The organism is Mucilaginibacter aquariorum (genome assembly GCF_024498135.1).
Lineage (GTDB): Bacteria > Bacteroidota > Bacteroidia > Sphingobacteriales > Sphingobacteriaceae > Mucilaginibacter > Mucilaginibacter aquariorum.
Map to the genome: position 1 here is coordinate 1 of NZ_JANHOH010000002.1, position 14241 is coordinate 14241.

At 42.7% G+C, this 14241-nt stretch carries 15 protein-coding genes; 9 read left to right on the forward strand and 6 right to left on the reverse strand.

What is annotated here, in order from left to right:
* Positions 1–143 precede the first annotated feature (143 nt).
* The 7 genes from NPE20_RS10910 to NPE20_RS10940 all read left to right on the forward strand — a co-directional run bounded on the left by NPE20_RS10910 (position 144) and on the right by NPE20_RS10940 (position 8802).
* Positions 144–827: a hypothetical protein gene (locus NPE20_RS10910; RefSeq protein WP_256538685.1), complete on the forward strand. Its 684-nt coding sequence runs from the start codon at positions 144–146 to the stop codon at positions 825–827.
* Positions 828–1219: 392 nt separating this feature from the next.
* Positions 1220–3289, forward strand: coding sequence for a hypothetical protein (locus tag NPE20_RS10915; protein WP_256538686.1), 2070 nt, complete (start codon positions 1220–1222; stop codon positions 3287–3289).
* A 148-nt stretch (positions 3290–3437) separates the two neighbouring features.
* Positions 3438–4292 carry an endonuclease/exonuclease/phosphatase family protein gene (locus NPE20_RS10920; RefSeq protein WP_256538687.1) on the forward strand — a complete coding sequence of 285 codons (855 nt, stop codon included), beginning with the start codon at positions 3438–3440 and terminating at the stop codon, positions 4290–4292.
* 22 nt (positions 4293–4314) lie between these two features.
* A complete protein-coding gene (gene ligA, locus NPE20_RS10925; RefSeq protein ID WP_256538688.1) occupies positions 4315–6330 on the forward strand; it encodes an NAD-dependent DNA ligase LigA in 2016 nt (671 codons plus the stop codon).
* Positions 6331–6337: 7 nt separating this feature from the next.
* Positions 6338–7276: a hypothetical protein gene (locus tag NPE20_RS10930; protein WP_256538689.1), complete on the forward strand. Its 939-nt coding sequence runs from the start codon at positions 6338–6340 to the stop codon at positions 7274–7276.
* Between the two features lie 11 nt (positions 7277–7287).
* Complete coding sequence (locus tag NPE20_RS10935) at positions 7288–8277, forward strand: Gfo/Idh/MocA family protein (protein WP_256538690.1); 990 nt, start codon at positions 7288–7290, stop codon at positions 8275–8277.
* 15 nt (positions 8278–8292) lie between these two features.
* Positions 8293–8802, forward strand: a complete 510-nt coding sequence (locus NPE20_RS10940; protein ID WP_256538691.1) for a hypothetical protein — start codon at positions 8293–8295, stop codon at positions 8800–8802.
* A 50-nt stretch (positions 8803–8852) separates the two neighbouring features.
* On the opposite strand, the gene NPE20_RS10945 is transcribed toward NPE20_RS10940, so the two are convergent.
* On the reverse strand, positions 8853–9032 hold the full coding sequence (locus NPE20_RS10945; protein ID WP_256538692.1) for a DUF6496 domain-containing protein: 180 nt from the start codon (positions 9030–9032) through the stop codon (positions 8853–8855).
* A 180-nt stretch (positions 9033–9212) separates the two neighbouring features.
* Between NPE20_RS10945 and NPE20_RS10950 the strand changes: the two genes are divergently transcribed.
* On the forward strand, positions 9213–10307 hold the full coding sequence (locus NPE20_RS10950; RefSeq protein ID WP_256538693.1) for an AI-2E family transporter: 1095 nt from the start codon (positions 9213–9215) through the stop codon (positions 10305–10307).
* A 2-nt stretch (positions 10308–10309) separates the two neighbouring features.
* On the opposite strand, the gene NPE20_RS10955 is transcribed toward NPE20_RS10950, so the two are convergent.
* On the reverse strand, positions 10310–10615 hold the full coding sequence (locus tag NPE20_RS10955; RefSeq protein ID WP_256538694.1) for a hypothetical protein: 306 nt from the start codon (positions 10613–10615) through the stop codon (positions 10310–10312).
* 28 nt (positions 10616–10643) lie between these two features.
* On the opposite strand from NPE20_RS10955, the gene NPE20_RS10960 reads away from it, so the two are divergent.
* Positions 10644–11600, forward strand: a complete 957-nt coding sequence (locus NPE20_RS10960) for an MBL fold metallo-hydrolase (protein ID WP_256538695.1) — start codon at positions 10644–10646, stop codon at positions 11598–11600.
* 2 nt (positions 11601–11602) lie between these two features.
* Here the strand turns inward: NPE20_RS10960 and NPE20_RS10965 are convergent, their stop codons facing one another.
* The 4 genes from NPE20_RS10965 to NPE20_RS10980 are packed head-to-tail and all read right to left on the reverse strand — an operon-like array spanning position 11603 to position 14084.
* Positions 11603–12217 (reverse strand): tetratricopeptide repeat protein, encoded by a 615-nt coding sequence (locus NPE20_RS10965; protein ID WP_256538696.1) that lies wholly within the window; start codon positions 12215–12217, stop codon positions 11603–11605.
* 49 nt (positions 12218–12266) lie between these two features.
* Positions 12267–12527, reverse strand: coding sequence for an Ada metal-binding domain-containing protein (locus NPE20_RS10970; protein WP_256538697.1), 261 nt, complete (start codon positions 12525–12527; stop codon positions 12267–12269).
* The gene (locus NPE20_RS10975; protein ID WP_256538698.1) at positions 12524–13228 is read right to left on the reverse strand and encodes a 2OG-Fe(II) oxygenase; all 705 of its coding nucleotides are present in this window, start codon (positions 13226–13228) and stop codon (positions 12524–12526) included. The genes NPE20_RS10970 and NPE20_RS10975 overlap by 4 nt, the downstream gene beginning before the upstream one ends.
* A gap of 1 nt (position 13229) precedes the next feature.
* A complete protein-coding gene (locus NPE20_RS10980) occupies positions 13230–14084 on the reverse strand; it encodes a bifunctional helix-turn-helix domain-containing protein/methylated-DNA--[protein]-cysteine S-methyltransferase (RefSeq protein ID WP_256538699.1) in 855 nt (284 codons plus the stop codon).
* Between the last annotated feature and the right edge of the window lie 157 nt (positions 14085–14241).

Here is a 14241-nt window from a genome sequence, read left to right on the forward strand (position 1 = left end):
CAATCGCCGGCCACACTTATCTTTGAAAATGAAAACACCACAAAGTGTTTATAAACAAAAATCCCAGCTACTCTCGTAACTGGGACTATCGTAAAATCTGTCAACTTATTTCAGGACGATTCATGTGTTGATAAACCTCATCCATGAAAAGAGTTTTTTTATTGTTATTTGTAATGCTTTCGCTGCCTTGTTTGTTGTTTGGCCAACGTAAAAAATACAGGCTGCCGCCGCCGCTACCGCCATCTAAAAAGGAAAATGCGCTTGCAGAAAAGCATGCCCAATGTTTTAATTCGCATACATACAACGCGTTACAGCGTCGTGATTTTGTTCCTTTTAATAAAGCCCTTACTGTTAAGCTGATCTCTTTCGATGTTGACAATGAACCTAACCGGCCAGTATACGATGATAATGGAAAATTTATTGAGGGTGACACTACTAAACAGGATACTGTATTAGTTCTCACTCCTATGGCAAAAAACAACTTCTCTCTTAATTTAAGGAAAGTAAAGGAAATTAAAACGCTTACTACTGCCGATGTTGACGCCTTGACAGAAATTATGTACAATATTGGCGAAACACCTGTAAAAGCAGACTTTCTGGAGATTGCTGATCCGGGATATTCCTGTTACAACCCACGAAATGCTATCTTATTTATGGATATTAAAGGACAAATAACGCATTATATCGAGATCTGCTTTGAGTGCCACCGGTATTATTTTAGCTCGAGCAAAATGCGATCGATAGCCTATTGTACACAAAAAATGGATTTACTAAAACAATTTTTTTTTAAAAAAAATATACGATTTGGTACAATACGCAATGAATAATAATGAGCGAGCTCATCCCCCAACATCCTAACATGACCGCCCTTGAATCAGAAAGTCAAAACACTGTGCTGTAATATTAATGGTGACACTGTTTTGTCAGGTGTGTTTTTTTTATCTATCTGATTATAAGATATTTAATATTGTTAACGGTTTGTGTGTAGCGTGAACGTGAACACTGCCATTTGTTAATGACTGACAAATCTATGTCCCGTGCCATTATAAATTACTGAAGGCTGCCAAGGTTCCCATCACCCCAAAGGACTGTCTGTAGATATTGACCATATAACAGGCCCTATCCTCCTAAAATTTAATTAATCCCATTCCACAATATTTTTGCATTTTGCGGGTATGCTCTTTATGGTCATCATTCACAATTTACCAAGCAAAAACTAATGTCACTAACCTGGGGATCTGTTTCGGGATGGTGGGGGCCTGTCTGCCTGGTGCTGGGCTTGCTTTACGCCTGGCTCATGTACCGCAAACCGGTGCAGCTGGTAAAAAGCATGCGCTACATTCTGTTTGCCTTTAGGGCAATTGTAGTGAGTTTTTTAGCACTGCTGATAGTTTCTCCCCTGGTACGTTCCACAAGTTATCAGCCGCAAAAACCGGTAATATTAATAGCGCAGGATAATTCGGAATCAATAAAATTATTCGGAAAGGGCTCCCTTGCCCTGGGAGAGGGCTGGGGTGAGGCTTTAAAGAAAGAGTTAGGCGAGGATTACGAAGTTCATGCATTTCATTTTGATAAAGATCTGAAGGATAGCTTGTCAAACAAATTCAACGGCAGGCAAACCGATATCTCAAATGCCCTGCACCAACTAAACGAGCGTTTTGTGAACCGAAACATTGGCGCGCTGGTGCTGGCTACCGATGGCCTGTACAACCTGGGCACCGACCCGCAATACGAGGCCCGTAACATTAAAACCAATATTTATACCATTGCCCTTGGTGATACCGTCCCCCGCCGCGATCTGATCATCAGCAATGTAAATTATAACAAGACCGCTTTCCTGGGCAACGATTTTGAGATAGAGATACTGGCCGAGGCTTACCAAAGTAATGGCGAGAACATGCAGTTGAACATAACGCAAGATGGCAGGCAGGTACATTCGCAAAACATCAGCATCACCTCGGCGGCATTTAAAAAAGTTATCCCGGTTAAATTGAATGCCGATAAAAAAGGGATCCGTAAGTTCACTATTAGCCTGGCGCCGCTTAAAAATGAGCTATCGGTACAAAATAATACCGAAACCATTTATATAGATGTGCTGGATGCCCGGCAAAAAATACTGCTGCTATACGACGGCCCGCACCCGGATCTCAGCGTTATCAAACAATCTATCGAGAGCAATAAAAACTTCGAGGTGAAAACCAGCCTGGTTAGCGATATAGCTGCTGTTAAACTTAATGATTATAGTCTGGCTATACTTTATCAGCTGTCGGCAAATAGTTATGGCAAGCTGCAAAATTTACTGCAAAGCAAAACGCCGGTTTGGTATATAGCGGGTACGCAGGCAGATATTAATGCTTTTAACAACGCCCAAAAAGCAGTTAAGATAAACGCGGGCGGGCAGGAAGTTCAGGAAACTTTTGCGCAGCCGGTTAGCACATTTTCGGCTTTTACTTTAACAGATTCTACCCAAAAAAAACTCAGCAAATTGCCGCCGTTGGTAGCGCCATTTGGTAGTTATGTAGCATCGGGCACAGCAGCGGTATTGCTAAAGCAAAAAATAGGCAATGTAGAAACCAATTACCCTTTGCTGGCTTTTAATGATGAGGGTGGCCGCAAGTCGGCCATGCTTGCAGCTGAAGGCCTTTGGCGCTGGCAACTGGCCGAGTACCGCGAGTTTGGCAACCATCGCGCTCTAGAGGAACTGCTGAGCCAAACCGTGCAATACCTAACCGCCAATGCAAATCGCCAACGCTTTAGGGTATATGCCTCTAAAAACGTGTTCGACGAAGGTGAAAATCTGCTGCTGAATGCCGAACTGTATAACGATGCGCTGGAATTAATAAACACCCCCGATGTTAAGATAAATCTGAAAAGCCAGGCTGGAAAGAACTATAGTTTCCTGTTTACCCGTAGCGGGCAAAGCTACCAGTTAAATGCGGGCACCTTGCCGGTTGGTGAGTATACCTATTCGGCCACTACCAGCAATGGCAAACAAGCTTTTACTGCCAATGGGCAATTGACAGTTAAGCAACTGAATCTGGAAACCCGTCAAAGCACAGCTAACCACCAATTATTACGCACTATTGCAACACAATCGGGTGGGCAAATGCTTCTGCCATCGCAAATAAATAAGCTGGCAGATATGATCCGCAAAAACGAAAATATTAAAACTGTTGTTTATGAAGATAAACGCTACAGCGACCTGATAGACGTGAAATGGGGTTTTGTGCTGATATTATTACTGCTTAGCGCCGAATGGTTTTTACGAAAGAGAGAAGGAGAAATATAAAGATTTAAAACAAGCATGTCATTTAGAACGAACGATAGTGAGGAGAAATCTTGTTCAAATGACAAGTAGCGAATCATGCATAGTCGAACAAGATTTCTCCTCGTACCTCGTTCGAAATGACATAGTTTATTATAATTACATACCTAATATGAAAATCAGACTAACACTTATCCTGCTGCTACTTACCGTAACAGTTTCTTTTACAAAAGCTCAGCAATTAAACATTGGTACCTACAATCTGCGCTATTCAAACCAGGGTGATTCTACCGCCGGTAATGGGTGGGGGCAACGTTTCCCATGGGCGGCAAAGTTGATTCAGTTTCAGGACCTGGATATTTTTGGAACACAGGAAGCAAAGTATCATCAGTTAACAGAACTAACCGATAGCCTGCCCGGTTACAAATGGATAGGTGCAGGCCGTGATGATGGCAAGCACGGCGGCGAACATTCGGCTATTTTTTATAAAGCAGACAGGTTTAAACTTTTAAAAACCGGCGATTTCTGGATGTCGACCATAACTGATAAACCTAACAAAGGCTGGGATGCGGCATTGCCCCGCATATGTACCTGGGCACAGTTCCGCGAGGTGAAGACAGGATTTACCTTCTATTTCTTTAACCTGCATATGGATCATATTGGTGTGGTTGCCCGCCACGAAAGCGCCAAACTGGTGGTGCAAAAAATTAAGCAGATGGCAGGTAACGCGCCAACCATCCTCACTGGCGATTTTAACGTAGATCAGACTTCGGATAGCTACGCGGTGATCAATAATTCGGGCTTGCTGAAGGATAGTTATATGCTATCGCCGGTTAAACTTGCACCAAGCAATACCTTTAACGAGTTTAATGCCAATACCGCGGGCGATAAACGGATAGACCATATTTTTGTAACTAAACAATTTAAGGTGAAGCGCTACGGTATCCTTACCAATACCTATCATGGCCGTACACCATCAGATCATTATCCCGTAGTGGCAATAATGGATTATCGGGCAACTAAATAACAAAATTCCTATCTTCGCTATCATGTCGCCCAACGAAGCTAAAGACCAAATTAAGACCCTCACAGCCGAGCTAAGACAGCATACATATAACTATTATGTGCTGGCTATGCCTACTATTTCTGATTACGATTTCGACAAAAAACTGGAGCATTTAAGCGAACTGGAAAAACAATTCCCGGAGTTTGCCGATCCTGAATCGCCAACACAGGTAGTAGGTGGCGATATTACCAAGGAGTTTGTGACCGTAAAGCACCGCTGGCCAATGCTATCCTTAGGGAATACCTATAACGAGCAGGAACTGATAGATTTTGACCAGCGCATCCGCAAAGCCCTTGGCGATAATTTTGAGTACGTATGCGAATTAAAATTCGATGGGTTATCTATGAGTCTTACCTACGAAAATGGCAAGCTTGCCCGTGCCGTAACCCGTGGCGATGGTACGCAAGGCGATGAAGTAACAACCAACGTGCGCACTATCCATAGCATCCCTAAAAAGCTGGGTGAGGGCAACTACCCGGATCTGTTTGAGATCCGTGGAGAGGTGTTTATGCACCTGAAGGCTTTTGAAAGGCTGAATAAAGAACGTATTGATAACGGCGAGGTACCATATGCTAACCCCCGCAATTTTGCATCGGGTACTATGAAACTACAGGATTCTGCCGAGGTAGCCAGGCGCCCGCTGGATTGTTTCCTGTATGGATTGTATACCGAAAAAACCTTGTTTAAAACCCATTGGGAAAGTCTGGAAGCTGTTAAAAGCTGGGGCTTTCATGTAGATAACCATAGTCGTTTATGTGGTAATATTAGTGAAGTGTTGGAGTTTATTGCCAAATGGGATACCGAAAGGCATAACCTAAGCTATGATATCGACGGCATTGTTATCAAAGTGAATAATTACTCCCAGCAGCAAGAGCTTGGCTTTACCGCTAAATCGCCGCGCTGGGCTATTTCCTATAAATTTAAGGCAGAGCGCGTAGAAACCGAACTACTGGCGGTTACCTACCAGGTTGGCCGTACTGGTGCAGTTACCCCGGTAGCTAATTTAAAGCCTGTATTACTGGCTGGTACAACAGTTAAACGCGCCACCCTTCATAATGCCGATGAAATAACCGAGCGCCTTAAATTGCATGAACACGATACTGTTTATGTGGAAAAAGGAGGGGAGATCATCCCTAAAATTATCAGCGTAAATCTTGATAAGCGCCAACCCGGTGCAAAACCGATTGCTTATATAACCCATTGCCCCGCATGCAACACGCCATTATTACGTACCGAAGGCGAAGCGGCCTGGTACTGCCCTAATGATGAAGGTTGCCCGCCACAGATAGTTGGTAAAATGCAGCACTACATTGGTCGTAAGGCTATGAACATTGATGGCCTGGGCGATGAAACAATTGAAACGTTATACCGGCAGGGGTTCATCAAACACATCAGCGATCTGTATATTTTGCATGAGAGTGCTGATGAACTGAAAAAGCTGGGCCGCTTTGGCGAAAAGTCTATCAATAACATGCTGGACGGCATTGAGAAGTCTAAACAGCAGCCGTTTGAAAAAGTGCTTTTCGGACTGGGGATCCGTTATGTGGGCGAAACCGTTGCGAGGAAGCTGGTAGCCCATTTTAAAACTATTGATAATCTTATGGCTGCCACAGCCGAAGAACTTACCGCTGCTGAAGAAATTGGAGGCCGCATAGCCGAAAGCATCACCGAATATTTTGCATATGAAAATCACCGCGAAGAAATTGAAAAGCTAAGGGTCTGCGGCTTACAGTTTATTGCCGAAGAAAAAGAAGTAACCTTAGCCAGCGATAAATTCTCCGGCCAAAGCTTTATTATATCGGGGGTGTTTGAAAAATACTCTCGCGATGAGTTGAAAGATATTATTGAACAGAACGGCGGCAAAATATTAAGCAGCATATCGGCCAAATTGAACTACCTGGTAGCCGGTGATAATATGGGCCCTGCAAAATTAGAGAAGGCCAACAAACTAAACATCCCCATCATCAGCGACGATGAGTTGCTGGCGATGTTAAGCTAAACATCAAATGAAACAAGTAGCTCAAAATCTGACTTTCGTAGTAATTGTCTTTTGCTTAATTGCGGGCTGCAAGTTTAAAGATCCATCAATTCCGGGGCATTCCAGGAAACCGATGTTGTCGTTTAAAAACGTAGAAGGCATTACCTACACAGAGGTTCGGCGCCAGCAAAATGGATTGTCTTTTAATGAATATGGATACCATTTAAATTCCGATTGGAAATTACGTTTTGTATCAAACGATTCTATTGCGCTTTACAGTCCGGTGAAAAAACAGTTTTTAAATTTTCCGTTAAGCTGTGGCATCGATTCTGTTTTTAACACAAACAGATCTTTTTTACGGATGAAGCACATGAGCAAAGACAGCCTTATCTTCGAGCTTCTTGAGGCGAAAGACGATTCGCTGGATATGAAAGGCACAAAGGTTTACATGTTGTTTTACGCTGATAATTACATCAAGAATGTATTGCACACCAACGCCGCTACCTTACAACGCAGTAACCGAAAAGATAGCTTGTTTGTTAAGGAGCTAATAAAAAGAGCCGATTCATCTCTCACAAATGCCTTTGCAGCGCTAAACCCTGTTCAGCTAATAAGTACAAGATCGTCAATTACTGTAGAAAAGAAAAAGACGGTTGCCGACTTTCTTTTTAATAATTACAACACGTCTGATGATTATATGAACCCTACCTATTACATAACCATTAACAAAGTCCATAGCGATTTTAATTATTCGTTTTCGGCATATGTAGATAAGGAAGGCAAATTGTTTTATAATACCCCGTTGATACCTTTTGGCGACGGGGGGTATAAACAGGAATACGTGCGTTTTTCTAAAGCTATAATGAACACCTATCTTAAACCGTACGTAAAAGTTAAGCCGGGGCAAACGCTTGGCATGTCGCACACAAGTTCGATCAATTTATACGTGCACGGAAAAAAATCATAAATATTTACTAAATGACTGCAATACAATGGGGTATCATAGGCTGCGGCAACGTAACCGAAAAAAAAAGCGGACAAGCCTACAATAAAATAACCGATAGCAAGCTGGTGGCAGTAATGCGCCGCGACGCCGAAAAGGCCGCAGATTATGCCCAACGCCACCACGTGGATAAATGGTACAGCGATGCCGAAGACCTGATGAACGACCCGCAGGTTAACTCGGTATCTGTCGCCACGCCGCCGGCCTCACACTTGGAATACACCTTGCGTGCCATTAAAAAAGGCCTGAATATTTATGTAGAAAAACCCGTTACCCGCAACGCGCAGGAAGCGCAGCAAATGGCTGATGCCGTGAGGGAAAGCGGGGCAAAGCTAACAGTTGCACATTATCGCAGGGCATTACCTATGTTTTTGCATGTAAAAAGCTTAATTGATAGTAATGCCATTGGCGATATCCGTACCGTGCAGATAAGGATGTGGAAGTATCAAAATCCCAATCCCCAGGCCGATGTAGATAACTGGCGCCTGCAACCCGAGTTTTCGGGTGGTGGTTATTTCCATGACCTGGCACCTCATCAGCTCGATCTGATGCTTTACTATTTTGGTGAGCCCGCCTATTCTACCGGATACAGCTTAAACCAGGGCGGGTTTAGTCCGGCAGATGATCATGTTTGCGGGCAAATTGTATTTAAAAACAAGGTGGTAGTAAACGGCTCGTGGTGTTTTAATGTAGCGCCCAGCGAGGCAATAGATAGCTGCGAGATCATAGGTACAAAAGGGAAAATAACCTTCCCTTTCTTTGGTACGTTTGTTACCTGCAAGAACGAAGTAGGCGAGGAAACGGTAAACTTTAACCATCCCGAGCATATACAGCAACCTATGATAACCAAGATAGTATCTTATTTTAAAGGTGAAGGCCCAAACCCCTGCACTATTGACGAGGCGGTGATTTTAATGAAAGTAATAGATTCGTTTACAATCTCTCAAAAAATAGAATTATCTTAGCATCAGTTTATTAGAATGGAAAAGATTTTTAGGACTGTTTTATTGTTAACATTATTCATAAGTGTAAAAGCATCAGCCCAAACTTATGAAGTGCCTAAAGACTATCATTTCAAAAAACATGAAGATTATATTAAATACGAGCCGGATATTATAAAAACTGCTGATTGGATGATGAGGACCCACTGGGGAACCGAACCTTTCAAAACTGAAGCAGCAACCCAGTTTCTGTTAATATGGGCAGAGGGCACTCCTGACGTGCTTATAGAGTTAAAGCAAGCTATTATGGATCTTTCTGATACAAATCCGCAGTTAGGTTTTATTTATATGGGGCAATATTCTAAATACGCCATTCAGCATAAGGAGGATTTTGATAGTGTAAAGGCTAATATTGTAGCTCTTAAGGCAATAATTGCAAAATACAATATGGAGCCTACGCGTAAGCGCGATACTGATGTTGAAAAACTTGCCGAACTGGATAAGGATGGCAAACTGGAGCACTGGATAGCTAACGACTTTAATTTTTAAATTAACAATGAATCCCCGACATTGTCGGGGATTCATTGTTAAAAGGCATATCAGTCTTTTTTCTTCTTTGGTACTTTAGCACCCTCTTTACGGGCTTCAGATAAACCTATTGCAACAGCCTGCTTTTTGCTGGTAACTTTTTTACCACTGCCGCTTTTTAATTTGCCCTCCTTCATTTCGTGCATGGTCTTTTCAACCTTGTCACCTGCTTTTTCTGAATATTTTGCCATGGTAGTATGTTTATTTACAACCTATTTATAGCAAACCATTTGCCAAACTATTATATCACTCAAAAGCGTAATATTACAAATGGTAGAAATATCATAAAACCTAAAATTTATTGCACATTTACAGTGCATTTAAAAAACATATAAAACACCTATATGTTCAGCAAATAAAATAATACAGGTATGCCCACAAAAAAACTTTTAGCCCCTTTTTACGAACGATTAGCCCTTATCCTCATAGGTTTTTGTGTGCTGGGTTACCTGGTGGTAATGGCAAAAGAGCTGATAGACCCCATGATATTTGGTTTCTTGTTTGCCGTATTATTGTTACCCGTTTCAAATTTCATTGAAAAAAAATGCCGATTGCCACGCAGTGCGTCGTCATTTATATCTATACTGTTGTTGGTAGGCTTTGTAGGTAGCATAATGTACCTGATAGGGGCCCAAATATCAAACATTGCCAGCGATTGGCCTATGCTTCAAAGCCAGGTTAAAGATTCGATAGCTAACCTGCAGGGGTGGATACAAACCGCGTTTCATATTAACGTGAACAAACAAATGAGCTATGTAACCAGCACTACCGATAAAATTATGGCATCGGGCACGGCTGTGTTGGGTACAACTTTTGGTGCGGTGTCATCATTGCTGTTGTTTTATGTTTTCATTCTGATATTTACCTTTTTTATACTGTTTTACAGGAGGTTACTGTTCCGTTTTATCACCTGGGTTTTTAGTGATGAAAACAGGTCCGTTGTAGTTGATATTGTAGAAAACGTACAGAAAATATTGCGCCAGTATATATTAGGCTTATTGATTGAAATGCTAATTGTATCTGGTATGGCTATTGCTATTTTTTACATGATAGGTATAAAATACGCAGCTCTGCTGGGGATAATTGTTGGTGTGTTTAACATTATACCTTACATAGGTATTTTTACCGCCTTGCTGCTTAGCACCATTGTAACATTTGCCACAGGCACGCTTAGCCAAACCGTTACTGTGGCCATTAGTGTGATAGGTGTGCATGCCATCGACGCTAACTTTTTACTGCCTGCGGTAGTGGGTTCAAAAGTGCGGTTAAACGCGCTCATCTCTTTTATAGGCATTATTATAGGCGAAATGATATGGGGCTTATCCGGCATGTTCTTGTCTATCCCAATCATAGCCATCTTTAAAATTATATTCGACCGGATAGAGAGCCTTAAACCATGGGGATACCTGCTTGGCGGCGATTACGAGTTCAAAGAATCCGCACAAAAGAAAATGAAGACAGAATAATATTACTTTATCAGCTGGTAAATGCGAATGTAGAGGGTAATGGCATAAACAATCAGCACTACCGTATTGATAACCAGTAACCAGTTAAGATCGCTTTTGCTGAACTTTTTGATGGAGCAGATGATCAGCAGAGCTATAAAGCCCAGTATCAATAAAATAGGGGATGCCAGTGTCCAAATGTGCTTAGGCGCCAGGTAAAGGTGCTGCAATTTAGAGGTATCGCCCTGCAGAAAAGGTACGAGCGCTATTAGCAGTAAAATAAAAAATAAACGGGTTGCAATTTTAGCGGCTATCTGGCTGGTTTTCATTGACGGCCAAATTAGTAAATTTGGCGTAATGTATAATCACCGGAAACTATCACTGCTTGTTTTTTTACTATTGCCTGTATTAGCGTTTGCGCAGGTTAAGCCGTCAACATCATTTCGCATAGTGCCGTTAGGGGTATTAGGCGGTGCCGATGAAAGTAACTTGTCGGCCTATATGCTGGCGCCAAAAGGATCAAATAATTATATCTGTTTAGATGCAGGTACAATTCATTCTGGTATTGAAAAGGCGGTAGCTAATAGAGCTTTTTCAATCCCGGCAGAGCAGGTGCTTAAGCGATATATAAAAGGTTACTTTATCTCTCATGCCCACTTAGATCATGTGGCAGGGCTCATCATAAACTCGCCGGAGGATAGTACCAAAAATATTTACGGGCTAAAAAGCACACTGGAGACCATCAAAACGCATTATTTTACCTGGGAAAGCTGGGCCAATTTTGCCGACGATGGTGGTACGCCTCAACTAAAAAAATATCATTACAAACCACTGGGACCCGGAACGGAAACAGCTATTGAAAATACTGATATGCAGGTACAAGTGTTCCCGCTGAGCCATGCTAACTTAACCAGCACTGCTATCCTGGTAAGAAGCCAGGATAGTTATGTTTTATACCTGGGCGATACCGGTGCCGATGAGATCGAAAAGAGCCAGAACCTGCGCAACCTTTGGGTGGCTATTGCTCCATTGGTAAAAGCAGGTAAATTAAAGGCTACAATGATAGAGGTATCCTTTCCAAATGAGCAGCCTGAAAAAAGCCTGTTTGGCCACCTTACCCCGCGTTTGCTGATGAATGAAATGGGCGAGCTAAGCAAGCTGAGCGGCACGACTTTAAAACGCCTAAAAGTGGTTGTAATTCACCTAAAACCGCCCCATAATAGCATCATTAAGATCAAAGAAGAACTTAAGGAAGGCAACAAGTTACAATTGAATTTAATTTACCCGCAGCAAGGTAAGGCGTTAGAATTTTAAGCTTACTTATCGTTCAATAAGTCGATGCAATTTTTTGACAGCTCTTTTAAACGGGCATTTAATGTGGCCGCGCCTTGTGTATCTTTTGTGTTTTTATAAAGCAGTTTGATAAGCGCTAAAGTGTCGTCGTTTGGGTCGCAGGCCTGGGCTTTCTCTAAATGGGGTAGTGCTTTTTTTGCTGCCGCGATGTACAGTGCCGTTAACCGCCTGTTCTCATTAACATCACTTTTTGCAGCATTAAGTTTATCGCTTATTTCGTCTACCTGTTTCATGTACAGGTAGCCTAACGCACGTTGTGCCACGTAATAATTGGGCACGGCGGCGGCAACCTTCTCATAATATTCTACGGCCTTTACCGACTGGCTATCATTCTCGAACAAATTACCTATCGAGTAATAAAAACTGATGCGAGCGTTTTCCTTCAACTTATCCACGTTAGGTATAAGATCCTGGCCGAGTGTTAAGGCTTTATCCGTTTCGCCTTGCAGGCGTGCCAGGTTAAAGTCGAGGTATTGGTTATACACTTCGTCGGCAGTTTGGGCATGTGTGGTTACAGCCGCAAAAATAATGGATAATAAAAGAAGCGCTTTTTTTAACATAGGACGAATATCGAACATTGTGAGCAGATGATAAAGTAATTTTGTTGTTTGACAAGCCTGCCCGCTTTTAGTTTAACGCTTTCCATTTTTGATATGCTTTGCGCATACAATGCCCGCAGGGGCGGTAACCGCAGCTGATAGCCTCCTGCTCGTCGGTAAAGAAGACACGATTATCAACCTTCATCCGTTTGCCCGATGAGCAGCTGAATGTGCCGTAGATCTTTAGTTTGCGGTTACCGGCATAGGTGACCTTACCCGCATCTATCAGTAGCTTTAAAGCCCTGCTACGGCTAAATGACGTACCGCCTAAAGCTGTATGCCGTATCATGTGGCATCATGAAAGATAATACCTAAGGTATGCCGCTCGCCGTTGGTTACTTCGCTTACGCCGTGTTTCATGTTAACACGGTAATATCCCTTGCTGCCCATTACCGGCCTAAAGTTGGTAGTGAACAACAGCATATCGCCTTTGCGCGGATTCAAAACAATCGCTTTTGATTGCATCCTGGGCCTTTGCTCTACCAGTACAAACTCGCCGCCTTCATAATCCTTACCCGGCTCGTTCAGGCATACCACCAATTGCATCGGGAAATAGATTTCACCGTACAGGTCCTGATGCATGGCGTTGTAACCACCTTTGTTGTACTTTAATATCAAAGGTGTTGGCCGCAGCTGGTTATGCTGATGGCATAGTTCGGTTAACTCGTTCAAACTACCCGGGAATTGCTTATCAATATTCAATACCTCCATCCATTTGTTTGCGATAGGGGCAATATACGGATATACCGATTCGCGCAAGGCCTGCACCACGCCGGGCAAAGGGTAGCTATAATATTTGTACTGCCCCAGGCCATAGCCGTGGTGCTCCATCACAATGGTTTTGCGGTAAATATCTGCCGGGTACTGGCTAACCAACGCGTCGCATTCATCGGCAGATAAAATATTGGGGATCTGGGCGTAACCTTTGGTGTGCATGCTTTCGGTTACATCAGCCCAATTCACCTCGTTAATTCTTTGTTGCAGATCCATTTTAGATAGCCGTTTTTAAGTTTACCCTTGCCGCTTCCCAACCTATCATAGCGGTTTTGCGGTTGCTTCCCCAATGGTATTGGCCAAATTCGCCGGTAGATTTAATTACCCTGTGGCACGGTATCAAAAACGCGACCGGGTTAGCTCCAATAGCACTCCCTACTGCACGACTGGCAGTCGGCATTTTAACAGTATTTGCTATAGTAGAATAGGTATTCAATCCTCCCATAGGTATTTTCAACAAGGCTTCCCAAACTTTCAATTGAAAATCGGTACCCTTTAAATGGAGCTTAATGTTTGATAACTGTGTCCAGTCTTTTTTGAAAATGAACAACGCGTTTTGCTGCGCCAGATCTACCACCTGGTAATAGCTTGCATTGGGGAACTGCGCATATAGCTCATTAAATGCTTCGTCTTTATCATCGGCAAAAGCCATATAACAAATGCCCTTAGGGGTTGATGCTACTATGATATTGCCAAATGGCGTTTCAGCATAGCTAAAGTTGATAGATAAGGCCTTGCCGCCATTTTTGTATTCGGCAGGGGTCATGCCCTCTATGTTGATGAACAGATCGTGCAGGCGGCCGATGCCTGATAAGCCGGTTTCAAAAGCAGCATCAAACAAGGTGGCCTGTTGTTCTTTCAAAATTCCTTTAGCATATTCCAAACTCAGGTATTGCAGGAATTTCTTGGGACTGATACCGGCCCATTCTGTAAACATGCGCTGGAAATGGAAAGGGCTAAGATTTACTTTTTCGGCAACCTCATCAAGGTTGGGTTGGGCTTTAAAATTCAGCTTTATGTAGTCTATTGCTTCGGCAATACGCTCATAATTGATGTTGTTTTGTGTTTCCATGATTGAATTATTATAACACAAATGTAGCCCCGTACTAAAGCCTATAAAACCCGAAAGTTGCGGAGTTTGAACCGCTCAATTAATACACTATGTCATTTCGAACGAGCGAAGGGCAGACGGAGCGCAGTGCGAGGAGAAATCTTACCGAACATGCAAA